This is a genomic window from Comamonas testosteroni (assembly GCF_030505195.1).
GTDB classification, from domain to species: Bacteria; Pseudomonadota; Gammaproteobacteria; order Burkholderiales; family Burkholderiaceae_C; genus Comamonas; species Comamonas testosteroni_G.
On record NZ_CP129672.1, the window covers coordinates 1,967,080 to 1,992,095 of the forward strand.

General features: G+C 65.2%; 19 protein-coding genes. 7 read left to right on the plus strand and 12 right to left on the minus strand.

From position 1 onward, the window contains the following. Window positions 1-253: 253 nt before the first annotated feature. From QYQ99_RS09065 to QYQ99_RS09095, 7 genes are all read right to left on the minus strand, one after another. On the minus strand, window positions 254-1,066 hold the full coding sequence (locus QYQ99_RS09065) for an ABC transporter ATP-binding protein (protein WP_302092336.1): 813 nt from the start codon (window positions 1,064-1,066) through the stop codon (window positions 254-256). A gap of 109 nt (window positions 1,067-1,175) precedes the next feature. Beyond that, window positions 1,176-2,168: a nitrate ABC transporter permease gene (ntrB, locus tag QYQ99_RS09070; RefSeq protein ID WP_302092337.1), complete on the minus strand. Its 993-nt coding sequence runs from the start codon at window positions 2,166-2,168 to the stop codon at window positions 1,176-1,178. Between the two features lie 26 nt (window positions 2,169-2,194). Next, a complete protein-coding gene (locus QYQ99_RS09075; RefSeq protein WP_302092338.1) occupies window positions 2,195-3,469 on the minus strand; it encodes a CmpA/NrtA family ABC transporter substrate-binding protein in 1,275 nt (424 codons plus the stop codon). Window positions 3,470-3,729: 260 nt separating this feature from the next. After that, on the minus strand, window positions 3,730-5,004 hold the full coding sequence (locus tag QYQ99_RS09080; RefSeq protein ID WP_302092339.1) for a nitrate regulatory protein: 1,275 nt from the start codon (window positions 5,002-5,004) through the stop codon (window positions 3,730-3,732). Window positions 5,005-5,149: 145 nt separating this feature from the next. Then, window positions 5,150-5,575, minus strand: a complete 426-nt coding sequence (locus tag QYQ99_RS09085) for a DUF2809 domain-containing protein (protein WP_302092340.1) — start codon at window positions 5,573-5,575, stop codon at window positions 5,150-5,152. Window positions 5,576-5,588: 13 nt separating this feature from the next. Further along, window positions 5,589-6,617 carry a Bug family tripartite tricarboxylate transporter substrate binding protein gene (locus QYQ99_RS09090; RefSeq protein ID WP_302092341.1) on the minus strand — a complete coding sequence of 343 codons (1,029 nt, stop codon included), beginning with the start codon at window positions 6,615-6,617 and terminating at the stop codon, window positions 5,589-5,591. Window positions 6,618-6,812: 195 nt separating this feature from the next. After that, window positions 6,813-9,686 (minus strand): Hsp70 family protein, encoded by a 2,874-nt coding sequence (locus QYQ99_RS09095; RefSeq protein ID WP_302093145.1) that lies wholly within the window; start codon window positions 9,684-9,686, stop codon window positions 6,813-6,815. Between the two features lie 196 nt (window positions 9,687-9,882). On the opposite strand from QYQ99_RS09095, the gene QYQ99_RS09100 reads away from it, so the two are divergent. Beyond that, window positions 9,883-10,914 (plus strand): porin, encoded by a 1,032-nt coding sequence (locus QYQ99_RS09100; RefSeq protein ID WP_302092342.1) that lies wholly within the window; start codon window positions 9,883-9,885, stop codon window positions 10,912-10,914. Window positions 10,915-11,271: 357 nt separating this feature from the next. Here the strand turns inward: QYQ99_RS09100 and QYQ99_RS09105 are convergent, their stop codons facing one another. Together QYQ99_RS09105 and QYQ99_RS09110 are read right to left on the minus strand one after the other, a co-directional pair. Continuing rightward, entirely contained in the window at window positions 11,272-13,251 is a 1,980-nt protein-coding gene (locus tag QYQ99_RS09105; RefSeq protein ID WP_302092343.1) for an Hsp70 family protein, read from the minus strand. Window positions 13,252-13,254: 3 nt separating this feature from the next. After that, window positions 13,255-13,932 (minus strand): DUF2760 domain-containing protein, encoded by a 678-nt coding sequence (locus QYQ99_RS09110; protein WP_302092344.1) that lies wholly within the window; start codon window positions 13,930-13,932, stop codon window positions 13,255-13,257. Between the two features lie 465 nt (window positions 13,933-14,397). Between QYQ99_RS09110 and QYQ99_RS09115 the strand changes: the two genes are divergently transcribed. Beyond that, complete coding sequence (locus QYQ99_RS09115; protein ID WP_302092345.1) at window positions 14,398-15,309, plus strand: transporter substrate-binding domain-containing protein; 912 nt, start codon at window positions 14,398-14,400, stop codon at window positions 15,307-15,309. A gap of 122 nt (window positions 15,310-15,431) precedes the next feature. Here QYQ99_RS09115 and QYQ99_RS09120 read toward each other — a convergent pair whose 3' ends face one another. Further along, complete coding sequence (locus QYQ99_RS09120) at window positions 15,432-16,352, minus strand: LysR family transcriptional regulator (protein ID WP_302092346.1); 921 nt, start codon at window positions 16,350-16,352, stop codon at window positions 15,432-15,434. Between the two features lie 171 nt (window positions 16,353-16,523). Between QYQ99_RS09120 and hglS the strand changes: the two genes are divergently transcribed. The 5 genes from hglS to QYQ99_RS09145 all read left to right on the plus strand — a co-directional run bounded on the left by hglS (window position 16,524) and on the right by QYQ99_RS09145 (window position 21,365). After that, the gene (gene hglS, locus QYQ99_RS09125; protein WP_302092347.1) at window positions 16,524-17,942 is read left to right on the plus strand and encodes a 2-oxoadipate dioxygenase/decarboxylase HglS; all 1,419 of its coding nucleotides are present in this window, start codon (window positions 16,524-16,526) and stop codon (window positions 17,940-17,942) included. Next, entirely contained in the window at window positions 17,939-19,177 is a 1,239-nt protein-coding gene (locus QYQ99_RS09130; protein ID WP_302092348.1) for a PLP-dependent aminotransferase family protein, read from the plus strand. Before hglS ends, QYQ99_RS09130 begins: the two co-directional genes overlap by 4 nt. A 181-nt stretch (window positions 19,178-19,358) precedes the next feature. Further along, window positions 19,359-19,550: a hypothetical protein gene (locus QYQ99_RS09135; protein WP_302092349.1), complete on the plus strand. Its 192-nt coding sequence runs from the start codon at window positions 19,359-19,361 to the stop codon at window positions 19,548-19,550. A 138-nt stretch (window positions 19,551-19,688) separates the two neighbouring features. Beyond that, the gene (locus QYQ99_RS09140) at window positions 19,689-20,564 is read left to right on the plus strand and encodes a hypothetical protein (protein ID WP_302092350.1); all 876 of its coding nucleotides are present in this window, start codon (window positions 19,689-19,691) and stop codon (window positions 20,562-20,564) included. Window positions 20,565-20,657: 93 nt separating this feature from the next. Further along, the gene (locus QYQ99_RS09145; RefSeq protein ID WP_003074301.1) at window positions 20,658-21,365 is read left to right on the plus strand and encodes a riboflavin synthase; all 708 of its coding nucleotides are present in this window, start codon (window positions 20,658-20,660) and stop codon (window positions 21,363-21,365) included. A 57-nt stretch (window positions 21,366-21,422) separates the two neighbouring features. On the opposite strand, the gene QYQ99_RS09150 is transcribed toward QYQ99_RS09145, so the two are convergent. Together QYQ99_RS09150 and QYQ99_RS09155 are read right to left on the minus strand one after the other, a co-directional pair. Further along, window positions 21,423-23,906 carry a heavy metal translocating P-type ATPase gene (locus tag QYQ99_RS09150; RefSeq protein ID WP_302092351.1) on the minus strand — a complete coding sequence of 828 codons (2,484 nt, stop codon included), beginning with the start codon at window positions 23,904-23,906 and terminating at the stop codon, window positions 21,423-21,425. Between the two features lie 103 nt (window positions 23,907-24,009). Further along, complete coding sequence (locus QYQ99_RS09155; RefSeq protein WP_302092352.1) at window positions 24,010-24,960, minus strand: 2-hydroxyacid dehydrogenase; 951 nt, start codon at window positions 24,958-24,960, stop codon at window positions 24,010-24,012. Window positions 24,961-25,016 lie beyond the last annotated feature (56 nt).

Consider the following 25,016-nt stretch of genomic DNA (forward strand, 5'->3'; position numbering starts at 1 on the left):
GACGTCTGCGCGCTTCATGACTTGCATGAACGCGTAGACGTCTTTGTCTGTGGGTTCTGGTCCAGCCTTGCACCATCCCCCGGTGACCCACCTTGGCCACGCTGAACAACACGCAATTGCTGTGCCAGCTTTTCTCAGCCTGCAAAGACTATTCCATCCTGCGGCATGCACTGCTTTTGTGCATGGCCGCTTTATTGCTGTGCAAGACAAACATGGCGCCCTGAGGCGCCATGCAGCTTGAAATCAAAAAGGCTCAGGCCGCTTTTTCCACGTGACCCTGGCGCGTGTAGAGAAAGTCGATCACCGCCTTGCGGTAGCTTTGATAACGGGCATCTTCAGCCAGTTCAACCCGGCTGCGCGGGCGCGGCAATGCCACATGCAGCACCTCGCCGATCGTGGCTGCCGGCCCGTTGGTCATCATCACGATCTTGTCGGACAGCAGCACGGCCTCGTCCACATCGTGCGTGACCATGACCACGGTGCTGTGGGTGCGAGCCACGATCTCCAGCAACTCGTCCTGCAGCTTGGCACGCGTCAGGGCGTCGAGAGCGCCGAAGGGCTCGTCCATGAGCAGCACCTGCGGCTCCATCGACAGCGCGCGCGCAATGCCCACGCGCTGCTTCATGCCGCCCGAGATTTCGCCAGGGCGCTTTTGCGCCGCATGGCTGAGGCCCACCATGGCCAGCGCCGCATCGGTGCGCTGCGCCAGCTGTGCCTTGCTTTCGCGCTTGCCGAAGACTCGCTCCACGGCCAGGTGCACATTGCCCCAGCAGCTCAGCCAGGGCAGCAGCGAATGATTCTGGAAGACCACCGCACGCTCGGGGCCGGGGCCCTTGATTTCCTTGTTGGCGCACAGCAATGCACCGCCCGAGGGAATGGTCAGGCCGGCAATCAGATTGAGCAGCGTCGACTTGCCGCAGCCCGAGTGCCCGATGAGACTGACGAACTCGCCCTTGGCAATGTTCAGGTTGATGTCGCGCAGTGCGGGAAACAGGCCCTTGGCGGTCTTGAAGGTCTGCTCCACCCCGTGGATCTCGATGTACTTGGTGCTGAGAGATGTATGCATGAGGTACTCCTTGCTTTTTTCCGAGGCCTCCGTGGCGCCGGCTGTGCCGGGCCACCGGTGGTGCCCCCTTGAGGGGGTGACGCGCCCGAGGGCGCGGCTCAGGGGTGGGTTAAGTCTTGACCTCTTCAAACGTAAAGGCCGAAGCCAGCTTGACCAGAGCCCACTCCAGCACCAGGCCCACGATGCCGATCACGAAGATGGCGATGATGATGTTCTTGACGTTGAGGTTGTTCCACTCGTCCCAGACCCAGAAACCTATGCCCACGCCGCCCGTCAGCATCTCGGCGGCCACGATCACCAGCCAGGCCGTGCCCACGGCCAGGCGCACGCCGGTCAGCATATAGGGCAGCACCGCCGGAAACAGAATGGTGGTGGCGATCTTCCACTCCGACAGATTGAGCACGCGCGCCACATTCATATAGTCCTGGGGCACACGCTGCACGCCCACGGCGGTGTTGATGACCATGGGCCAGATCGAGCAGATGAAGATGGTCCAGATGGCTGCCGGATTGGCGCCCTTGAACACCAGCAGGCCGATCGGCAGCCAGGCCAGCGGCGACACCGGGCGCAGCAGGCTGATCAGCGGGTTGAACATGCGCGACAGAAAGCTGAAGCGCCCGATCACGAAACCCAAAGGGATGCCGACCAGTGCCGCCAGACCGAAACCCAGGGCCACGCGCTGCAGCGAGGACAGCACATTCCAGCCCACGCCCTGGTCATTGGGTCCGTTGCGGTAGAACGGGTCGCTGAACACCTGCAAGGCCTGCTCCCAGGTCTCGGCCGGGGTCGGAATGCTCTTGCCGGTGGTGCTGGAGACCAGCGACCACAGGCCGACCAGCAGCGCCAGCCCCAGCAGCGGCGGCAGGGCCTGACCAAATAGCTGCTCAGCCCATTGGCGCAGGCGGCTGGGTGCCACCGCAACCGCAGCCGTGACTATCGCCTTGGGTTTGATATCTTTTTGCACTTCAGCCTTTACAAGTTCTGTGCCAGCAGCTATCTCTTTTGAAGCTTCGAGCAGCGCATCATTGGCCGCCTGGGCTGCCAGCTGCGGATCGTGCGGGGGGTCGAGTTCGAGCGGTGATTGAAGGACGGCACTGACCATGATGGTTCTCCGTTAAGGTGGCGGCCTCAGGCGGCCTTGATCTTGAAGCTGTCGGCGTACTGGGCAGGGTTCTTGCCGTCCCACACCACGCCGTCGATCAGCTTGCTGGTGCGCAGTACATCCTTGGGCACGCTGACCTTGAGCTGGCTTGCCGCCTGCTGGTAGAGGTCGATGCGGTTGATCTGCCTGGCCACGGCCAGATAGTCGGGATGAGCCTTGAGCAGACCCCAGCGCTTGTGCTGGGTGAGGAACCACATGCCGTCCGACAGATAGGGGAAGTTCACGGCCCCGTCGTTGAAGAACTTCATGTGGTTGGGGTCGTCCCAGGTCTTGCCCAGGCCGTTCTGGTAGCGGCCCAGAATGCGCTGATTGATGGCGTCCACACTGGTGTTGATGTAGGACTTCTGGGCCACGGTCTCGGCCATCTTCGTCTTGTTCTGCAAGCTGGCGTCGATCCAGCGGCCGGCCTCCAGAATCGCCATCATCACGGCGCGGCAGGTGTTGGGGTTCTTCTGCGCGAACTCGCCCGTGGTGCCCAGCACCTTCTCGGGGTGATCCTTCCAGATGTCCTGCGTGGTATTGGCGGTGATGCCTATGCCGTCCATGATGGCGCGATGGTTCCAGGGTTCGCCCACGCAGAAGCCATCCATGTTGCCCACACGCATATTGGCCACCATCTGGGGCGGCGGCACGGTGATCAGCTTGGCCTCGGATAACGGGTTGATGCCCGCAGCCGCCAGCCAGTAATGCATCCACATGGCATGGGTGCCGGTGGGGAAGGTGCCGGCGAAGGTGTATTCGCGCTTCTCCCTGGCCATCACCTTGGCCAGGCTGGCGCCGTCGACCGCGCCCTTGTCGGCCAGGGCCTTGGACAGCGTGATCGCCTGGCCGTTGTTGTTCAGGCTCATGAGCACCGCCATGTCCTTCCTGGGGCCGCCCACGCCCAGGTGCAGGCCGTAGACCAGACCGTAGAGCACATGGGCGAAATCCAGCTCGCCGTTGACCAGCTTGTCGCGCACGCCGGCCCAGCTCGCCTCCTTGCTGGGGACGATCTTCACGCCGTATTTCTGATCGAATCCCAGCACCGAGGCCATGACCACGCTGGCGCAATCGGTCAGCGGGATGAAGCCGATCTTGACCTCTTTCTTCTCCGGCGCGTCGGAGCCTGCGGCCCAGGCGCCATGGTGGCCCAGCGTGCCATAGAGGGCGGCGGCACCGGCCACGCGCAGAAACTCACGCCGGCCGCCGGCAGATACGGGCTCGGGCACAGGAGCAGTAGACGAAGGAAGGCGCTGGCTCATGAGAAAACTCCATCAAGAATCGTGGTGAAGGCGATCCGGAAAACAAAAAGGCGCCCTTCCCTCCTCGGGTGTGAGGAGAAAAGGACGCCGTTGTCCCAGGTCACTCGTAATAACGCTTTAAGCGCGACCGCCTTTGGTCTGCTTGACATCAACAGTCATGCACAAACCATGCCAGACCTTGATCAGAGGCGGAGCAGGCTTTGCGCCACCGGTGTTGGCCCATATTTGGTGCAACGCAACAAACGCAGCGCTGCCAAGCGCTATGAATTGGTGCTGCCCGGCAGCAGATCCACCGTGGCCAGAATGGCCTCGGCCACATCCAGCATGCGCCGGTTCTGGTTCATGGCCGTCTGGCGGATCAGCTTGTAGGCATCGCCCTCGCTGAGCTGGCGGTAGTTCATGAGCACGCCCTTGGCGCGTTCTATGGTCTTGCGCTCCTTGAGCGTGGCGCGTGCCTTGTCGATTTCGGTCTGCATGTCCTGCAGGCGCATGGATTGCTCCTGCACCAGCAAGACAATGCTTTTCTCAAGCTGCAACCCGTACGCCCCCTCTGCAGGCAAGGAGGCAGCTGACTGCGTGGCCCCCAGAAAGGCCGCAGCCGCTTCGGCGCGAGTCCCAGGCTGCGGCTGCATCTCCAGCAGCGCCAGTTGCTGACCCAGCGCCGCCCCCGCCTGCTCCAGCTTGCGCAGACATTGGGCCTGCAGCTCATCGGCCAGAAATGCCTCAATCTGGTGCATGGCATCGAGCCGGCTGGAACAGGCCTCGAACCACGGCGAGCTCAGGCTGCGGTCCAGCGCCATGCCGTCCCCGGCCGTGCAGCCCATACGACGCAGCCGCTCGATCACCGTCATATCGGGACAGGCCCCGCATTGCTGCTGCCAGCGCTCCATCCCAGAGGGGCTGGCGAAGTCTGCAAACACCTGAAAGCAGCGCTCCTGCGACTCGATCAGATGCAGCCAATGGCGCTGACGCTCCGACCTGCCGCCCCCTGCGGTAAACGCCGCGACCCCCGTGGCGCGCTCCTGGCCCGCCAGCTCCTTGCCCTGCATGAAATGAAACAGCGCCACCAGCAATTTCGCGATATCGGGATCGCAAGCGCTGTCCGCCGCCTCGAACACCACGGTCAGGCAGGCCGCAATCATGCGGATCAGCGCCTGCGTGCAATCCTCGGCACTGAGCTGCAGCGCATCGCGCCGACGGCGCAGCAGCGGCAGGGCTTCAAAGCCTTGCAGCGCATTGGCGATCGCATTGAACAGGCGAGCGCCATGCGCGCCCGGCGCCCGCGCGCCCAGCTCTTCAAGCGCAAGGCAGACACGCTCCATGACACGGTCCACATGCCGGCCATGATCGAGCAGGCTCTGCTGCGCCTGTGCTCCGCCGCTGACCAGAAAGATATTCGAGAGACCGCGCTCTTTTTGCAGCGCATGGACGAGCTCGGACACGCTCGCCACCAGGCTGCTGGCGCGGCTGATCTGCTCCAGCTCGGCAATCTCGCTTTGCCTTGCGGCCACCAGATAGTGCAGAGGCGTTTTCATGGGGTAGTGCTTGTCGTCATTAGGACTTACGCAAACAAGAAGGCAACAACGGCCTGCCTCTTGAGGCAGTCGCCCGGCCTGAACCCGTTTTGCGTAAGTCGTGGTCGTGTTGATGCCATGGACGATCAGCACGATTCATGCCATCTCAGGCAAGGCGACGCTGCCGCCTCTCCCAGAGCCAGTCCACCATAACGCCCACACCGATTCCCACGACATAGGCCAGCAGATCCAGGGGATCGAAGCCATTGCCCAGCACCAGATAGGCCAGCTTGTTGGCGCGCACAGCCTGCATCCAGGGGGCCTGATAGAGCTGCAGGAACTCGATGGCAAAGGCGATGAGCAGGGACCAGGCCATGAGCCTGCCGCGCGTGACGGCCGGCCGCAGCCAGGCCACGCACAGCAGCACCACCCAGGCCCAGAGCGCATCGCCCGGATAGTTGCCCAGCACGGCGGGAAAGGGCACATAGCCCCGGCGGGACGCCAGCCCGATGGCGATGACCGCCACCATGAGCAGGCTCAACACCATCCGTGAGCGACGAAAGGGCCCGGTAGCGGCCAGATGTATCAACAAGCTGTCGTCCCCTTTAGTCGATATGCGCGCCGGAGTCCTTGACCACCTGCTTCCAGTACGCCAGCTCGGCCGGCAGCATGGCCTTGAAGCTTTGCGGCGTGGACTCCACGCGCTCGGCACCCAGAGTCTTGAGGCGCTCGGCCATCTCGGGCCTGTCCAGCACGGTCTTGACGGCCTGATAAAGCCTGTCCACCACCGGCTGCGGCGTACCGGCCGGTGCAAACAAGCCGTACCAGCTGGTCACGGCCAGGCCCTTGCCCAGCACGGGAATCTCGGGCGCCAGCGACGTGGGCCTGTCGGAGGCCACGCCCAGCACGCGCAGCTTGCCGCTGCTGACAAATGGCATCACGCCGGGAAAGCTGCCGAAGGTCACCGGCAACTGGCCGGCCACCACATCGGTGGCGGCGGCCGACGCCCCCTTGTAAGGCACATGCAGCAGGCTCACGTTCTTCTGCTTTTTCAGCATCTCGCCCAGCAGATGGTTGAGCGTGCCGTTGCCGGCAGAAGCGTATTCCACCTTGCCCGGATGCGCCTTGGCATAGGCCACCAGTTCGTCCAGATTTCTGGCCGGAAAGTTCGGATTCACCACCAGCAGATAAGGCGCGACGGCCAGCTGCATCACGGCAGTGAAATCCTTGATGGGATCGAACGGCACCTTGGAATAAAGCGCCGGATTGCTGGTGTAGGCGCTTTGTGCCGTGACCAGAAAGGTGTAGCCGTCGGCCGCGCTGCGCGCCACCTGGCCCGTGCCCAGATTGCCGTTGGCACCGGCGCGGTTTTCCACGATGACGGGCTGGCCCAGCGAATTCTCCAGCCCCTGGGCCACGGCACGCGCAATCACATCGTTGGCACCGCCCGGTGCCTGGGGCACGACAAAGGTAATCGGCTTGGCAGGCCAGTTGCCGGCCTGCGCCAGTGCTTGCGTCAGAGGAGCCGCCACCACGGCAGCCACCGCCGCCAGCAGCAGCGAGCGGCGTTGGTTTGCAGAGATAAAAACAGCGTCTCGCGCCATCTCGGTGCGCGCAGCTTCTTCAAACTTCATGGCAATCACTTTCTGTGGTCGTGGACATGGACGCTGCCAGCCCACCCTGCCGGCCTGCCGTTCCATGCAACAGGCCATTGTTGCATCGCTGGCCGGGCGGCTGCAGCCGCACTCCCGCTTCGGCCATCGTCTTTGATAGGGGCAGCCTCCTGCAAATGCCGTGCCCCCAAGCCTGGCCGCAGCGGGATGCTCTCTTCACAGCAGCACCAGCCCCGGCGGCAGGCTGTCGCCCAGACTGCGCTTGTGATCTTCAGCTTCCATCTGCACCACCTGCTCGACCATGCTGATCCAGCGCTGGGGCGCGCCGGAGTCACGCATTTTTTCCAGTACCTGGGCACGTATCTCGTCGGGCAGGTCACGCGCGCGGTCGCCCGTCATGCGGGCCATCTGCACGGCGGCAAACATCGCGGTTTCGTTCTTGCGCCAGTCCTGCGCCAGTGTGGCGTTCAGGAACTCCAGCGCCGCCTCGGGCGGCATCACCAAATGGGCGTTCGCGGCCAGCGATTGGCGTGCCGCCAGGCGGCCTATGGCCCACCAGGTCTGCACGGTTTCATCCTCGCGCCTGAGGCGCTGCAGCATCCACTGCCCCATTTCCTGGCGGTACTGCCAGGGCACGGCCTCCATGGCCGCGAACAGGCGCAGCATGTCGTCATAGCTGCCATGGCTGGATTTACCGCGCGCGTTCTGCTGCACGGCCTTGTGCATATGGCCGGCCACGTCTTCGAGCAGCTCCATCTGTCGGGCCTCGTTCAGACCCGCTGCCACGCGGCGCCAGAACACCCACCACTCCGTCCAGTTGGCGGCCTCTTTGGCATGACCCAGTCCCTGGCCATACAAGGCCCAGACCTGGTCTATGCGCCAGCCATCGAGCTGCGCTCCCACGCCGGGACGCAGACACCAGCCGGCAAGGTTGAACCAGACGCGCTCATGGTCGGCCGTGCGGCGGCGGCGCCTGGCACGGGCCAGCAGCGCATCGAACAGGGCACGCAGCAGGCCCAGCTCCCAGCCCTCGCGCGGGCCGAGGACTCTTTCGAGCGACTGGCGCAGCTGGCGCACTTCCCGAGCCGTCACCTCCTGCGCCTGCGTGCCGAAGATGCGATCCACCAGCGCCACGGCTTCGGGCAGCCTGTCTGCCAAAGAGCTGGACTGTTTGGGGCCTTCAGCGCTTTGCGCATCTGCGTTGTCAGCTATTGATTCAGAAGCCGCTGCACCGCGCACGGCAAAGGGCAGCAACCAGGACTGGCCCGCATCCTGCGCGGCGACGCAGCGCACTTCCAGCGTGCCGACCTCGCTCATGCACGCTTGCAGCTGCACCTCGACCTGGGCAGCAGAGCGGCCTTCGGGCACAGGCAGAACGGTGGCCAGCGGCGGCAGCTCCACCCAGCCATCGCCGCTCAAAGGTGCAATCTGGCCGGCCTGCGCGGGCGCTTGGCTCTGGCTGTTGGCCAGCAAATTGAAGCGCACGGCCTGGCCCAGCTTGAGCGCAAAACGCCGGCCAGAGAGCACCATGCGCACGCCCTCTTGCGTGCCACGCGGCAGCAGACACAGGCCTTGCGGAGCCTCGCCCTTCTTGCCCGGCAGCAGCAACCAGTAGCTGCGAGCCGAACCGCCGCCAATGTGTGGCACCACGGGTTTGACCGTTTCCGAAGCCTGCCCAGCCGGTGCTTCAGGCGGATTGGGCGCAGCAATCTGAGCCACCGCCAGCTCGGCCTGATGGCGTGCCAGCCCGTAGGCTGCCGCACCGCGCGCCACGGCCCAGTCCGGGTGCGGATTGTGCAGCACACGCACCGGGCTGCCGCGCCAGCGGCCAAGCAGCTCCGTCAGACGCTGCACCATGGCATGGGCGTGGAACACGCCGCCGTTGAGCAACACGGTATCGGGCAGCCCCCCGCTTGCATGCTGACCGAGAAATTGCGCCAGATGACGGCTGATGGCCGCATCGGCCGGATAGGGCAGACCAAAGCCGCGCAGCGCGCCCTGCCGCCTGGCGGGCATATCGCTGATCTGCGCGACCGGCAAAAAGCCGTCGACCACCGACTGGCGCACCTGCTCGCGGGTCAGCGTGACGCTCTGGCTTGCCGCCAGCAGCTTGCTGCCGCCGCCCAGCAAGGTGATGCCGATCTGCTCGGGCGCGTTCTGCGCCAGAAGCTGCTCCTTGGCCGTGCGGCAGCGCTGCACCAGCTGGGCAAAGCGCTGCAGGGACAGCCTCTGGCCCTGCGCTTCGGCCTTGGCCGCAAACGCCGTCTCAAGCTGATGGGCCAGCGCCAGATCCATGTTGTCGCCGCCCAGCATCAGGTGCTCGCCGACGGCCGTGCGCGTCAGCGTGGGCAGGCCGCCGTCGGGCGCTGCATCCACTCGGATCAGCGTCAGATCGGTAGTCCCCCCGCCCACATCCACCACCAGCACCAGCCGGCTGTCCGCCAGTTGCGCCGCCAGCCCATTACCCTGCAGCACCAGCCAGTCGTGAAACGCGGCCTTGGGCTCCTCCAGCAGCTGCACGCGCGGCAGACCTGCCATCTGCGCGGCCTCCAGCGTCAGCGCACGCGCGCCCTCGTCAAATGAAGCAGGTACCGTCAGCACCACGCTTTGCTGGTGCAGCGGCGCTTCGGGATGCGCTTGGTCCCATGCTGCTCGCACATGGGCCAGGTAGGAGCTTGAGGCCGCCAGCGGCGATATCTTGGCCACGTCCTCGCCAGCCCCCCAGGGCAGGATGGCGGCCGTGCGATCCACGCCGGTATGCGAGAGCCAGCTTTTGGCACTGGCCACCAGCCGTCCCGGCACGGCAGCCCCCAGATCTCGCGCCCAGCGGCCTATGACGGCAGGCGCAGCTTCATCCGCGCCCTGCGGCGGCCAGGGCTGCTGCCAGGCCTCGCCCAGCTCGCCCTTTGCCGCCTGGTAACGCACCGAAGGCAGCAGAGGCTGGGCCACAAGCTCGCCAGCCGTGGTGCGCTGCGGAATATCGAGCAGCGCGATATCGCTTGTCGCACCGTCCAGCGCAACGCTTGCCACGACCGTGTGACTGGTGCCCAGGTCGATGCCGACGGCGTGGGTGGGGCGAGATGGATGCATGGGCTGAGACAAAGACACGTAAAACTCTGTCGCCGATCGTAACAAGAGCCGGATGCCCGAACCGCCTGCCGGGATGAGCCGCTGCCGCGACGACAACTGTCCAATGCAGTGCACGGTGGCTGGCACGGGATTTGCCTTGTTACCAGCGCGCAGGTTCGCGCAAGTTTCATAGCAAAGATCGAAGGCTAGTCGCTACATGCCAGTCAAAACAACAACGGTGTCTCGTGTCCTCCTCGCCGCTTTGGCCTCCGCCGGAGCTTGCGCCGCTCTCGCACAGAGCAGCGTTCAGATCTATGGCCGCCTCAACACCTCACTCGAGCATCAGAAGGTTGGAGGCAGCACCCTGACCGGTCTCTTCAACAACAACTCGCGCTTTGGCTTTGTGGGCAGCGAAGACCTGGGCGGCGGCCTCAAGGCCGGCTTCCAGCTCGAATCCGGCTTTGAGTCCGACACCGGTGCCGGCACCGGCAGCACCGGCGCCCTGGCCTTTCAACGTCAAAGCGAAGTCAACCTCTCGGGCAGTCTGGGCAAGCTGCGCCTGGGCCGTTTTGGTGCTGCCACCTATTTCGGCATTGCAGACTATGGTGCACTGGATGAGCCCAACCACGACACCGGCTCCATCGCCGATGCGCTCTACGACTACGTCATGCGCAACACCAACAAGATCGCCTACCGCAGCCCTGTGCTGGCCGGACTGACATTGGAAGCTCAGGCATCGCTACACGAAAAGACGACAGGCTCCGTGCAAAAGAACGGTTACGACCTCTATGCCAACTGGGAACGCGGCCCGTTGGCCCTGGGTGCGGGCTTTACCCAGCTGGGTGACGACAGGCAGTTTGCCCTGCGCGGCCACTACCTCTGGAATGCGCTGCAGGTCGGTGCCTACTACCAGCGCTCGGACAACGGCTCGGGCTCGCTGTGCGGCAATGGCGGTGCCGGTTGCGGCACGCGAGACGCTGCGCGCGTGACTGCGGTCTACCGGGCCGGCGCTTCGGAGCTTGCCCTTGGCTACGGCTGGGCCAGCCGATGGAGCCATGTGCCCGGCAGCAGCGCGCGCCAGTGGATTCTTGGCTACAACCACCACCTGAGCAAACGCACCAAGCTCTATGCGGCCTACACGCGCATCGACAACGGATCCGGCGTGGCCTATGGCTATAACTTCAAGGGTGGCGTGGGCTACGGGCAAGATGCCAGCAGCCTGAGCGTGGGTCTGCGCCACGCGTTCTAGAGCTCTGCTTGAGTGGCGGGCGCGTGCCATGTTGCTGGTGGGCGTGGCGCGCGCCCTGCTTCCTCAAAAAAAATGAGCTGATCGCGCTTTCCGTGATTGGGCTGGAGGCTGATCTGGCTTGAAGTCCCTGTATCAGATCGCTGCTGCCACGGGCTTGCTGGGGCGACATGCCTTGATCAGGGGCTGAAATGCAGCCGCAAACTCCAGTAGGACTTACGCAAACAAGAATGCGACAAAGGCCTGCCTGCAGAGGCAGTCGTCTTGCCTGAACCCGTTCTGCGCAAGTCGTGTCCAGAACAAAAAAAGCCCGCCAGCCAACCGGCCAGCGGGCTTTCGCCGTCAAGCAACTCAGCGGCCTTACTCGGCAGCCTCCGCAGAGGTTTCCGCGCGCACATCGAATTCCACTTTCCAGCGCTCGCTTCCGCCCACGGGCACGGCATTGAGCTCCAGGGTGCCGATATCGGTCACGCGCGCCGCCAGGGTCACGGGCACCACCTCACCGGCCGCGCGGCCGGCAGCGGGCAGATTCAGCTCGATCTCCTGCAGCTCCACCAGCTCTTCGGGCGACCAGAAGTCCAGCATGGTGCCGACCTGGTCGGTGCGGCGCACGGACGAGCCGAAGAAGCGCAGACGCACGGGCTCGCCCACGACCAGGCCGAACTCTTCGTCAGGCAGAGCGACTTCGGTGCCCTCTTCCATGCCGAACGGTGCCAGGCACAGGGCGGACAGGGGCGGCTCCATGCCGGGGATCGCGGGCATATTGCTCTCCACGCCCACGTAATAGGACTGGGCCGTGCCGCCGCGAATGCGCACGCCACGGCCGCTGTTGGCGATATGGCCGTAATAGGCCGCGCCGCGCGCCACGGCCAGATCGAGGTTGGCGCCGTCCAGCAGTCGCGCAGGCTCGCAGGCCTCGTCGTCCAGCCAGCCGTTGATGACTTCCAGGATGCGCTGCTCGATCTGGGGCGCCTTGAGCACGCCGCCGTTGAACAAAATGGCCGTGGGGTGCAGAAAAGTCGAGCCTTCGACCTGCTCACCGTTCAGACCGTCAATCTCGGCCAGCGCATTGACCTGGCGGCTCAGAAAGGCCGCCAGATGGCGCGTGACGGCCGCATCCTGCGCATAGGGCAGGCCCAGCTGCGTGAGCGCGCCGCGCGCGCGGCTCTTGGGCTTGTCGCTGACGGCCACCTTGGGGAAAAAGCCCTCGACCAGCATGGCCAGCACTTCGTCGCGCGTCACTTCGGTGCGAATGCTGCCGCCGATGAGCTTGCTGCCCCGGCTGGGCACGACCACGGGCACGGCCTGCAAGTTGGCGTCAGCCAGCAATTGCTCCTTGGCAGCGCGGCAGCCATGGGCCAGCGCGCGGGTTTGCCAGGCATCGAGCTGCTTGCCCTCGGCCGCCAGCTTGCGCGCCACGCCATAGGCCAGGGCCAGATCCATGTTGTCGCCGCCCAGCAGAATGTGCTCGCCCACGGCAATGCGCTGCAGCTCCAGATTGCCTTCGCGCTCCAGCACGGCGATCAGCGAGAGGTCGGTAGTGCCGCCGCCTACGTCCACGACGAGAATGATGTCGCCATGCTTGACCTGCTTGCGCCACTGGCCGCCGCTGGCCTGGATCCAGCTGTACAGCGCGGCCTGGGGTTCTTCGAGCAGCGTCAGCTTGGCAAAGCCCGCAGCCTTACAGGCCTCGGCCGTCAGCTCGCGCGCGGCAGGGTCGAACGATGCCGGGATGGTGACGGTAATGTCCTGCTGGTCGAACGGGGCCTCGGGGTGGGCCTTCTCCCAGGCGCGGCGCAGATGCTCAAGATAGCGGGTGGAGGCCGTCAGCGGCGAAATGCGGCTGACCTCCTCCGGTGCATCGGCGGGGAGAATGCCGGCGCGGCGATCGACGCCGGGGTGGCAGAGCCAGCTCTTGGCACTGCTGACCAGACGGATGGGCGTGGCCGCGCCACGGCTGCGGGCGAATTCGCCGGTGATGAAGTCGCCGGGCGCACCGGGCAGGCTGCGCTCGGCTTCGGTCAGCTCGCTCTCGTGCGGCAGATAGAGAAAGGACGGCAGCAGGGGCCTGGCCTCGACACTGCCGGGAGCCGTGAGCTGGGGAATGTCCAGCACGCCCTGCACCACCTTCTCGCCATCGCTGGCGATCTTGTTCACATAAGACAGCGCGCAGTGGGTGGTGCCCAGATCGATGCCGATGCTGTAGCTAGCGCCGGCAGATGCAGCATCGACTGGGCCAGCAGCGCTGCTTTGCGGCTGAGCGACAGCAGCCACGGAGTCCGCCACGGTAGCGTCCTGGGGGGCCGCACCCGATGCGGCGATGGAGGCAAACATATTCATGGTTTACAGCTCCACTTCGGCTTGGGCGATGACCTTGGCGGCCTGAATGTCGGTGAGCTGGGGGAGCCTGACCTGAGTCACCAGCCAGCCCCGGTGGGACAGCGTGCCGGTAAACGGTGGCTGGCCGACCACATTGCCCGTCAGTCGCACGGCAGCAGCGTCAAAACCGGCCTGCAACGTGATGCGTGAGCCTTCGGCTTCGCTGCGCACGGGGGAGAGCGTGAAATGCTCGCGCAGCACCTTGCGGCAGCCTTCATGCACCACGCGCGCGGCCGCGCCGATTTCGGCATCGGTATAGGGCGCGACATCTTCCTGGATGAAGTCCACAAAACGGGCCTCGCGCTGCATCAGGCCCAGCAGTTGCAGGGCGGCGCTGTCGGTGGCGACGAGCTTTTCCACCTCGACGGTTTTTTCGATCAGCTTCTCGACCGGAACCTCGACGCGCTTTTCGATGGTCTTTTCCACGATTTTTTCGACCGGTACTTCGACGCGAACCTCGACGATCTTCTCGACCGGCACTTCCACGCGTACTTCCCTGGGGGCGACGTCGGCGGCAAAAGCCTCACCGGCGCGCACACGACTCACGTCGGCGGCCAGGCGCGCGTTACCGAGAATGGCAAAGAAACTGCCGATCGCGATGGCGATGCGGCTCAGGAATGAGGGGGGGGTATTGGCAGTCATGGAGTCTGTCTCAAAACAGGTTCACGCATGCAGAGTCATTCTGTGGCGCCCTTGCGAGCTGCGCTGCGCGAACCGAAAACGGAGCCGGACCAGGCGGCAGCGACACGGCCGGCCCTGGCGGCACAAGGCTGGACGCGCCGCAAGCGATGCGCGCGGGCCTGTGCAACAGGCGCAGATATTACCCAAAAAGCCCGGTCTGCCCTGCCGCTATGGCTTTGCCGCGCCGGCTGCCGCGCCCGGACGCGCGCTGCCGGGTCATACGCCGCAAGCATGACCTTCTTCCGTTTCATCGTTATGAAGCGGCTGCTATTTGCCCGATAGTTGATGCAGTATCTTGACAAACAGGCCACCCCGGAAACGGGTCTTGCCGATTCATGGGCTGCAGGCAATGCGCAGCCCCATGGACGACCGAACAACAACTGCATTGCGTTTTCGATACGCCCACTTCCCGAGGAGACTTCCCCCATGCGCCTGATGACCGCGAACATAACGCTGGCATGTACCGCCCTTTTAGCCGCCATGGCCGCCTCCGGCGTCCAGGCCCAGACCGCCCCCGGCGGCACGCTGGAGAAGCTGCAAAAGACCGGCAAGGTGGTCATAGGCGTGCGCGAAAGCTCGGCCCCCATGGCCTATGCCCTAGGTGCCAACCACCGCTTCACCGGCTACCACGTGGAGTTGTGCGAAAAGGTGCTGGCCCAGATCGCGCCCAGCGCCAAGATCGAATACATGGCCATCACCGCGCAGAACACCATGCCGCTGGTGCAGAACGGCACGGTGGATCTGGGCTGCGGCCCCACAACCAACAACCTCAGCCGCCAAAAGCAGGTCTCGTTTGCCGTCACTACCTATGTCAGCCAGGTGCGCATGGCCGTGCGCGCGGACTCGCCCGTGACCTCGTTCAAGCAGCTGGACGGCAAGACCGTGGCAGCGTCGGCAGGCACCACCGCCGTGCAGCTGCTGCGCAAATACAGTCATGACAACAATGTGAAGCTGCCGCCCCAGCTGGGCAAGGACCATTTCGAGAGTTTTCTGATGCTGGAGTCCGGCCGCGCTGACGCTTTTGTACTTGACGACAATCTGCTGGCCGGCGTGATCGCCAACTCCAAGGACCCCAAAGGCTACAGGATCGTGGGCGAGGCGCTGGGATCGGAGCCCATCGCACTGCTGATGCGCAAGGACGATCCCGGCTTCAAGAAGGCCGTGGACGATGCCCTGGTGCGCATGATGAAGTCCGGCGAAGTGGCGAAGATCTACGACAAATGGTTTATGCAGCCCATTCCGCCCAAGGAAATGCCGCTGAACCTGCCCATGAGCGAGATGCTCAAGCAGCTGCTGCAGGCGCCCAATGACAAGCCGCTGGAAGCCTACAACAGCTGAACCGACCACTGGAGTGCGCCTGAAGTCATACTTTATTGATAGCTTGCTACGCTTGATCAGCATTAATTTCAGGTACTTTTATATCTGAATCCGTTGAAGGAGCTGCGCTGGCAGCTCCTTTTTTATTCTAGAGATGCAGAGCAAGCAAACTCCTGCGCGACCTGCTTGAGCCAGCCCTGGAAGGCCTGCAGCGGCGGATAGGTCGAGCGGCTGGTCGGCCAGGCCAGGTAGTAGCGCTCGGCACTTTCCACCTCTGGCAGCAGCGGCAGGGCCTGAACCAGATCGCCGCTTAGCAGCTCGCGCTGGATCAGAAACTTGGGCAGCAGCGCCACGCCCACGCCAGCAATCGCCGCCTGCGCCGCCGTGGCGAACTGATCGAACAGCATGCCCTGCATATCGCCGCCCTGGCAACCCTGGCTGCCGAACCAGCGCTGCCAGGCGTCGGGACGCGAAGCCAGATGCAGCAAGGGTGCGCGCAGCAGATCCTCGGGCCGGGCAAAGCCATGGCGGGCCGCCACATCGGGGCTGCAGGCCGGCACCACCGTCTCGCTCATGAGGAACTCCAGCTCCGCGCCCGGCCAGTTCGGCAGGCCGAAATGAATGGCCGCATCCACGGCTTCGAGCTGGAAATCGAACTGCGACAACCGCGTGGTCAGGTTGATGGTGATGCCCGGATGGGCGCTGAAGAACTGCGGCAGCCGCGGCGCCAGCCAGCGCGTGCCGAAGGTCGGCAGGATCGCCAGATTCAGGCTGCCGCCCTGGGGATTGGTGCGAAAGCCCAGCGTGGCATTGGAGATGCGCGCCAGGGCGGCACGGATCTCCTGGGCATAGACCTGGCCCGCAGCGCTCAGGCGCACGGTCTGGCGCTCGCGCACGAACAGCTCCGTGCCCAGGCGCTCCTCCAGCGCGCGGATCTGGCGGCTGACGGCGCTTTGCGTGAGATGCAGCTCGGCGGCCGCTGCGGTAAAGCTCTGATGCCGCGCCGAGGCCTCGAAGGCGCAAAGCAGGGACATGGGTGGCAGAAAGCGACGGGATAGCTGCATGGCGGCAAGGATATGGAAATGATTCGGGTGCAGGTTCATTCCGTGTGGGTATGACCTGCAGGCCGGATTATCGTTTGACCAAAGTCATGACGGCGCGGAACATGCTGCATATTCCTGCGGCCCCGCCAGCGGCGCGGCCATCCCTCGACCCCAAGACCCTTCTGTTTTGTCATGAGCGCCACGCCCCACGCCTCTTCCACCGCAGCCCGCTTTGTCAGCGTCGACGAGATCCGCACGCGCTTCTCGCGTGCCATGTCCGAGATGTACCGCAAGGAGGTGCCGCAGTACGGCACCCTGATCGACCTGGTGGCCGATGTCAACGCCGTGACGCTGCAGGGCGACCCCGAGCTGCGCCAGCGCATGACCAGCAGCGGCGAGCTCGAACGCCTGGATGTGGAGCGCCATGGCGCCATCCGCGTGGGCACGGCCGAGGAGCTGGCCACGCTGCGCCGCCTGTTTGCCGTGATGGGCATGGAGCCCGTGGGCTACTACGACCTCTCGGTGGCCGGCGTTCCCGTGCACTCCACGGCCTTTCGTCCCGTGCACGACGAGGCGCTGCTGGCCAACCCGTTTCGCGTCTTCACCTCGCTGCTGCGCCTGGAGCTGATTGCCGATGAGGCGCTGCGCGCGAAGGCCGCCGAGATCCTCCAGCGCCGTTGCATCTTCACGCCGCGCGCGCTGGAGCTCATTGCCCAGGCCGAGCGTGACGCAGGACTGGACAGCAGCGACGCAGACGACTTTGTGCAGCAGGCCCTGGAGACCTTCCGCTGGCACAGCGATGCCACCGTGGACGCCGCCACCTACAACGCCCTGCAAAAAGCCCACCGCCTGGTGGCCGATGTGGTGTGCTTCAAGGGCCCGCACATCAACCATCTGACGCCCCGCACGCTGGACATCGACATGGCCCAGGCCGATATGCCCACGCGCGGCATGGATGCCAAGGACGTGGTCGAAGGCCCGCCACAGCGCGCCTGCCCCATCTTGCTGCGCCAGACCAGCTTCAAGGCACTCAAGGAGGCCGTGCGCTTTACCGATGCCGACGCCAACGCGGACAGTGCCGGCGCCCATACCGCCCGCTTTGGCGAGATCGAGCAGCGCGGCGTCGCGCTGACACGCAAGGGCCGCGCCCTGTACGACGAGCTCCTGGCTCTGGTGCGCGGCATAGACAGCGCGGGCAGCGCCGCGCCCGACTATGCGCACCGTCTGCAGCAGGTCTTCACGCAGTTTCCAGACACGCACGAGCAATTGCGCCGCCAGGGCCTGGCTTTCTACCGCTACCGCCTGACCGAACAGGCTCAGGCTCAGTTGCCCCAGGGCGCTGCCGAGGCAGACCTGGAAGCGCTGATCGACCAGGGTCTGGTGCAGGCCGAGCCGATCACCTATGAGGATTTTCTGCCCGTGAGCGCGGCCGGCATCTTCCAGTCCAACCTCGGCGGCGAGGAGCAAAAGCAATACCAGGCCCATGCCGCGCAGCAGGTCTTCGAGGCCGCACTGGGCGCACGCGTGCATGACGAAATCGCCTTGTACGAGGCCTCCGAGCAGCAATCCAGGGCCCAGGTTCTCGGGATGCTGGCGGGAGCTGCAGCATGAGTCAGGACAGCGTACTGGCGCCCTTTGCCGCCGTGTTTGCCGAGCCTGCGGGGTCTCCGATACGCGAGCTGTTTCCCTATCTCTCGCGCCCCGGCATGATCTCGCTGGCCGGCGGCTATCCATCGCCCAGCCTCTTCGATGCCGAGGGCCTGGCCCAGGCCGCCCAGCAGGCCATGGCCCAGGGTCCGGGCGCGCTGCAATATGGCGCCACCGAAGGCCTGGGCGAGCTGCGCGAGGCCCTGGCGCAGCAGGCGCGCGAGCGCGGCATGCAGGCGACAGCCGCCGACATCCTGGTGACCACCGGATCGCAGCAGGCCTTTGACCTGCTGGTGCGCGTGCTCGTGGAGCCCGGCGACACGGTGCTGGTCGAGGTGCCGGCCTATCCCGCCACGCTGCAGGCCCTGCGCCTGGCGCAGGCCCGCATCCTGCCCATTCCCATGGACGAGCAGGGCCTGCAAACCGAAGCCCTTGCCGATCTGCTGGCCGCACTGCCCGCAGACCAGCGTCCCAAGCTGCTCTACACCGTGCCGAATTTTTCCAACCCGCGCGGCACGCTGCTGGCAGCCGAGCGCCGCGAAGCCCTGGTGCAACTGGCGCTGCAGCACGGCTTCTGGGTGGTCGAGGACGATCCCTATGGCGAGCTGCGCTTCGACGATCCCGGCGGTGCTCCTCAAGCCATGCCGGGCACCGTGCGCGCCGCCGGCGAGCGCCTGGCCGGGCCCGGCGCCAACCCCGTCATCTATCTGTCCAGCCTCTCCAAGACCGTGGCCCCCGCGCTGCGCGTGGGCTGGATGCTGGCCGACGCGCCGCTGCTGCGCCGCTGCACGGTGGCCAAGCAAACGGCCGACCTGTGCACCTCGCCGCTGACGCAGTCGGTCGCCGCCTGCTATCTGGCCAGCGGCCGCTACCCGGCCACCGTGCAGCGCGCGCGCCAGAAATACCAGCGCCGCATGCAGGCCCTGGTCCAGGGCCTGAACGCGGCGCCGGACAGCGGCATACGCTGCTCGCACCCCGCCGGCGGCATGTTCGTCTGGGCCGAGCTGGACCACCGCATCGATCCGCAAAAGCTCTTCGACGCCGCCGTCGCCCAGGGCGTGGTCTATGTGCCAGGCAAGGCCTTCTATCCGGCAGACCCCGACCTGCACACGCTGCGCATGTCGTTTGCCGCGCCCGAGGTGCCGCAGATCGCGCAGGCCGTGGAACGCCTGTGCCGGGCCGCAGCGCAAAGCCGCTGAGATAAAGCCCCTCTGGCCGCTTCGCGTCTTCCCCCTCTCTGGCTTCGCCTGAGGGGACGACACCGACGCTGCGGGGCGGCCCTTGCGCGGCTCCCGGCCATGCACAGAGCCATGAAATAACGGAGAAGCAGGGGGTCATCTGCACCAGAGCGGGCCGCGCGGCATAATTGCCGCTTCTTTCATGCCCCACACCATGGCCTGCCTGCACCTGTCCACCGCCGCCCGCCTGCGCCGCTTTGCCCTTGCCGCAGAGCTGCCCGCGCGTGCCTGCGTGCTGCGTGCGCTGCACACCCGCCGCCATGGCATTCCTACCGCCTTCGTGAGCCTGAGCGGTGTCACGGCCATGCTTTCCGCCGCCGTGCGGATGGCTTGAAGCACACAGCTCACATCCTCCGCACGGCCTTCCAGAACAGCATTTCCCAGGTGCATGGGAGAGGTACGTCCACGCCTTCGAGGCTGCGTACCGCCAGACGCACCGCATCTTGCTCAAAGGACGATCCGGAGGTCAGCCATGGACATGGAACTCACTCAAAATTTCTTGCGCGGCAAAAATCCCTGTGCCATGGGTTATCGCTGGTTTGTGCGCAACAACCTGGCCGGCGGCGACTACCAGGCCGCCATGGACACCCAGGTGGCCGCCGGCCGCGTGGAAGATGCACGCTGGCTGCTGGAGAACTTCGGCTCCACCAGCAGCGTGCTGGAGCTCGAGCACCTGGAGGCCGACCACTTCGTCTATGCCGGCACCCTGATCGTGCATGGCGATGTGCGCGTTCCCGGCCAGTTGCTGGTGGGCCGCAGCCTGCAGGCGGGCGGCGGCATACGGGCGGGCAAGCTCGAAGCGGGCGAAGAGATTCAATGCGGCGGCGCCATCTTCGCGGCTGAGCTGCTGCAGGCCGGCGGCAGCATCAAGGCGGCCTGGAGCGTGGAAGTCGAGGGCGAGCTGCGCGCCGAAGACCTGCGCTGCGGCTGGGAGCTGCGCGGCGGCAGCCATGTGAGGCTCAAGGGCAATGCCCATATCGGCCAGGAAGTGCAGGTGCAAGGCGATATGCACTGCGGCAAGGGCCTGAAAGCAGGCGGCGCCATCGAGGTGCAGGGCCTGCTCGATGTCGGTCACGGCATTGCCGGCAACGACGGCATCCTGTGCGGCAACCATATTCAGGCCGGCTGGGGCATCAAGGCCCAGGGCGATATCCGCGCGGCCTGCAGCATCCGCAGTGGCGAGACCCTGCAGGCCGAGGGCGAGATTGCGGCCGGCCCGGGCTACGGCGTGTTTGCCGGCATGAATGTGCAGATGCAGGCCTGGCCCGACTGCGCCTGGGTGCGTGCGCTCAAAAAGCCCGAGGCGCTGATCAGCGGCTTCTGGGAAGGCCGGCCGGCCTTCGCCTAGACGCTGGCCGGGTTAAGGGGCAAACAGGCAAAATGGCTGTTTTGACCCAAGGCCAGCGCCCGGCGCCCGCCTGTTGATAAGAGAGTCTGCCCCGTGTTTACCGGCATCATTCAGGCCGTGGCAAAGATTGCCGCGCTGCGCGACCAGGACGGCCTGCGCACTTTCATCATGGAGTTCCCCGAAGGCTTCTGCCAGGATCTGGCCATTGGTGCCAGCGTCTCGCACGACGGCGTCTGCCTGACGGTGACCGAGAACCTCTCGCCCACCAGCGCCAGCTTTGACGTGATGCTGCAAAGCCTGAACATCACCACGCTGGGCAGCTACAAGGCGGGCGACACGCTCAATGTGGAGCGCGCCGCCAGGGATGGTGCCGAGATCGGCGGCCACCCGCTGTCGGGCCATGTGGACTTCACGGCGCCGCTGCTGGAGGTGATGCAGACCGAGACCAACCACAAGATCCGCTTCGGCATTCCCGAGGCATTCCGCCCATATGTGTTTGCCAAGGGCTATATCGCCGTCAACGGCGCCAGCCTGACGGTGGCCGAGGTGAATCGCAAGGAAGGCTGGTTCGAGGTCTGGCTGATTCCCGAAACCCTGCGCATGACGGTGTTCGGCGACAAGAAGGTCGGCGATCTGGTCAATATCGAGATCGAACGCAGCACCCAGGTAGTGGTCGATACCGTGCGCGAAACCGTGGAAGCCAGCCTGGGCCGGCTCAAGCCCGTGCTCGAAGCCCTGCTGCAGGAAAAAGGCCTGAGCCTCGACGATTTTGTGGATGTGCCGCAACTGCCCAAGCCATAGTCCCGGATACGGGGCAAGCGTCAGAGCATCTTCCGGCGCCCGCCCCATGCCCCGCTTTCAGAGGACGGGTTTGAAGCGCTTGAGCCGCAGCGCGTTGGAGAGCACAAATACGCTGGAAAGCGCCATGGCTCCGGCTGCAAACACGGGCGACAGCAGCATGCCGTTGAACGGGTAGAGCAGACCCGCTGCCACCGGTATCAGCGCCACGTTGTAGGCAAAGGCCCAGAACAGGTTCTCGCCAATGTTCTTCATCGTGGCCTTGGACAGCGCAATCGCATTCGACACTCCCGAGAGGTCGCCCGACATCAGCACCACATCGGCAGCCTCGATCGCAATATCGGTGCCCGTGCCGATGGCGATGCCCACATCGGCCTCGGCCAGGGCCGGCGCGTCGTTGATGCCGTCGCCCACATAGGCCAGAGTCCCATGCTCGGCCTTGAGACGCTTTACGGTTTCGACCTTGCCGCCTGGCAGGACCTCGGCCACCACCTCGTCAATGCCCAACTGCCTGGCGATTGCCTCGGCCGTGTGGCGGTTGTCGCCGGTAATCATGGCCACCTTCAGGCCCAGCGCATGCAAGGCGTCGATCGCCGGCTTGGTGGTGGGCTTGATCGGATCGGCCACGGCAATCATGGCCGCCACCTTGCCGCCGATGGCGGCATACAGAGGCGTCTTGCCTTCGCTGCCCAGGCGCTCGGCCTCGGCCGCAAAGCCGTCAACACTCAGGCCAAGTTCGCGCATGAAGCGGTCGGCACCAATCTCCACCTGGTCGCCCAGCACCACGGCACGCACGCCGAAACCGGTCACCGATGCGAAGTCGCTGATGGATGGAATCTCCAGTCCCTCTGACTTGGCAGCATCGACAATGGCGCGCGCAATCGGGTGCTCGCTGCGGTCCTCAACGGCGGCTACCTGCGCCAGAACGACGGCACGTTCAAACCCTTCGGCCAGCACCAGATCGGTGAGTTCGGGGCGACCACGGGTCAGCGTGCCGGTCTTGTCCACCGCCACCACCCTGGCATCCTTGAGCTGCTGCAGCGCCTCGCCCTTGCGCAGCAACACTCCCATTTGCGCGGCGCGGCCTGTGCCCACCATGATGGAAGTCGGTGTGGCCAGCCCCATGGCGCAAGGGCAGGCAATGATGAGCACGGCCACCGCATTGACCAGGGCAAAGCTCAGCGCGGGATCGGGGCCCCAGATCAGCCAGACCACAAAGGTCAGCAGGGCCGCAGCCATGACGGCCGGCACAAACCACATGGTGATCTTGTCCACCAGCGCCTGGATCGGCAGCTTGCTGCCCTGGGCCTGCTCCACCATGCGGATGATCTGCGCCAGCAGCGTGTCTGCCCCTACCTTTGTTGCGCTGAAAGCCAGCGCGCCATTCTGATTGACCGTACCCCCCACCACTTCGGCCCCTGCAGCCTTCTCGACCGGCACGGGTTCGCCGCTGATCATGGATTCGTCGACAAAGCTGTGGCCTTCGATGACCAGGCCATCGACGGGAATGCGCTCGCCAGGGCGCACTTCGATCACATCGCCGCCGCGCACCTGGGCAATGTCGATTTCCTGCACCACGCCGCCCTTGCGCACGCGCGCAGTCTTGGCCTGCAGCTGCACCAGGCGGCGAATGGCCTCCGAGGTATTGCCCTTGGCACGCGCCTCCAGAAAGCGGCCCAGCAGGATCAGCGCGACGATGACGGCCGCGGCTTCGAAGTACACATTCACGGTGCCTGCGGGCAGCCATTGCGGCACAAAGGTCGCCACCACCGAATAGGCGAATGCCGCCGAGGTGCCCACTGCGACCAGCGAATTCATGTCGGGCGCTGCGCGCAGCAGCGCGGGCACGCCCTTCTCGAAAAAGCGCCGACCCGGCCCGAACAGCACCACGGCCGTCAGCGCGAACTGGATGTACCAGCTGTTCTGCGTGCCGATGGTGCCCGCAATCCAGTGATGAAACGCGGGCACCATGTGAGCGCCCATCTCCAGCACAAACACGGGCAGTGCGAACACGGTCGCAAAGATCAGCGAACGCTTGAGCGATTCGCGCTCCTGCGCCTGGCGCTGGGCTGTGGCATCCTCGCCAGTCGCGCCGGCGTTGTGCAGCACGGCGTGCGCTTCATAGCCGGCCTTTTCGATCGCTGCAATCAAGCGGCTCACATCCACGCTGCCCTGCAGTTGCACGCTGGCACGCTCGGTCGCCAGATTCACCACTGCACTCTGGACACCAGGCACTTTCTTGAGCGCACGCTCCACACGGCCCACGCAGGACGCACAGGTCATGCCGCCCACCTGCAGATCCACGCTTTGCGCGGGCACCGCGTAGCCCGCTTTTTCAATCGCCGCTACGGCCTGCGGCAAGATGGCTGCAGCCTGCGCCGGATCGGCCACGGTGAGGCTGGCTTTTTCCGTGGCCAGATTGACCACGGCCTCCTGCACGCCGGGCACTTTCTTGAGCGCGCGCTCCACGCGGCCCACGCAGGAAGCGCAGGTCATTCCCTCCACAGACAGCTCAAAGGCTCCGCTTTTGGTCAGTGCATTCATCGCGTTCTCCATTCACGTTGAAGGCCACTGTAGAGATTGACATCATGTAAATGTCAAGCGCCCGGCAAAAACCTCTGCTGCAAGGGTGCAAACATGCGGTGTTTCAGCCTGTGTGCGGTGCCAATCCGAAATGCTCCAGCAGGTACGCCTCGGCCTGCACAAACATGTCCTGCAGGCCTTGCAGGGTGGAACTGGCCATATGCGGCGTCAGCACCGTGTTGTGCAGCTCGATCAAGGCATCTGAGACTTGCGGCTCATGCACAAACACATCGAGTGCCGCAGCCGCAATCGTGCGTTCCTGCAACGCTTGCTGCAATGCCGCTTCATCGACGACGGAGCCGCGCCCCACGTTCACCAGCACGCCCTGCGGGCCCAGGGCCTGCAGCACTTCGGCATCGATCAGGCCCCGGGTTGCAGGACCGCCGCTGGCGCAGACCACGAGAAAATCCACCTCGGCGGCCAGCTCCAGCACGCTGCCACACCAGCGGTACGGCACATCGCCCTTGGGAGCGCGTCCCGTATAGGCAATCGACATATCAAAGGCCTGCGAGCGCCTGGCCACGGCACGGCCGATGCGCCCCAGGCCGACGATGCCCATGCGTTGCCCCGAAAAGCGCAGGGTGGGCGGATACCGCCCTTGCAGCCAGCGCCCCTGCCGCACAAACTCATGGGCCTGCACGATTTGCCGCGTGGCAGCCAGCAGCAGGGCCAGCGTGTGATCGGCAATGTCCTGGGCACAGACATCGGGCGCCTTGCTCACCTTGATGCCCAGTTCTGCGGCTGCGTCGAGATCGATGCCGTCCCGGCCCACGCCGATGACGACGATCAGCTCCAGCGCCGGCCACTGCCGCATCTGTTCGCGGCTGACGATGGACTGGGCATTGCACAGCATGGCTCGCACCTGAGGGCACAGCTCGCTGCGGCGGGCGCTGCCGATCCCGGCCGCCTCAAGCAGCTCGAACTGCAGCTGCAGTCTCTCGTGCATGGCTGGCGCCAGCGCCGTGTGAAGCAGCAGCCGGGGACGCTGCGGGTGCGGTGATTCATGGATGGACATGGGAGGGCTTTCGGCAGATCGACAGATGCAGTCCTGGCTTGCTGCCCGCAGAGCGC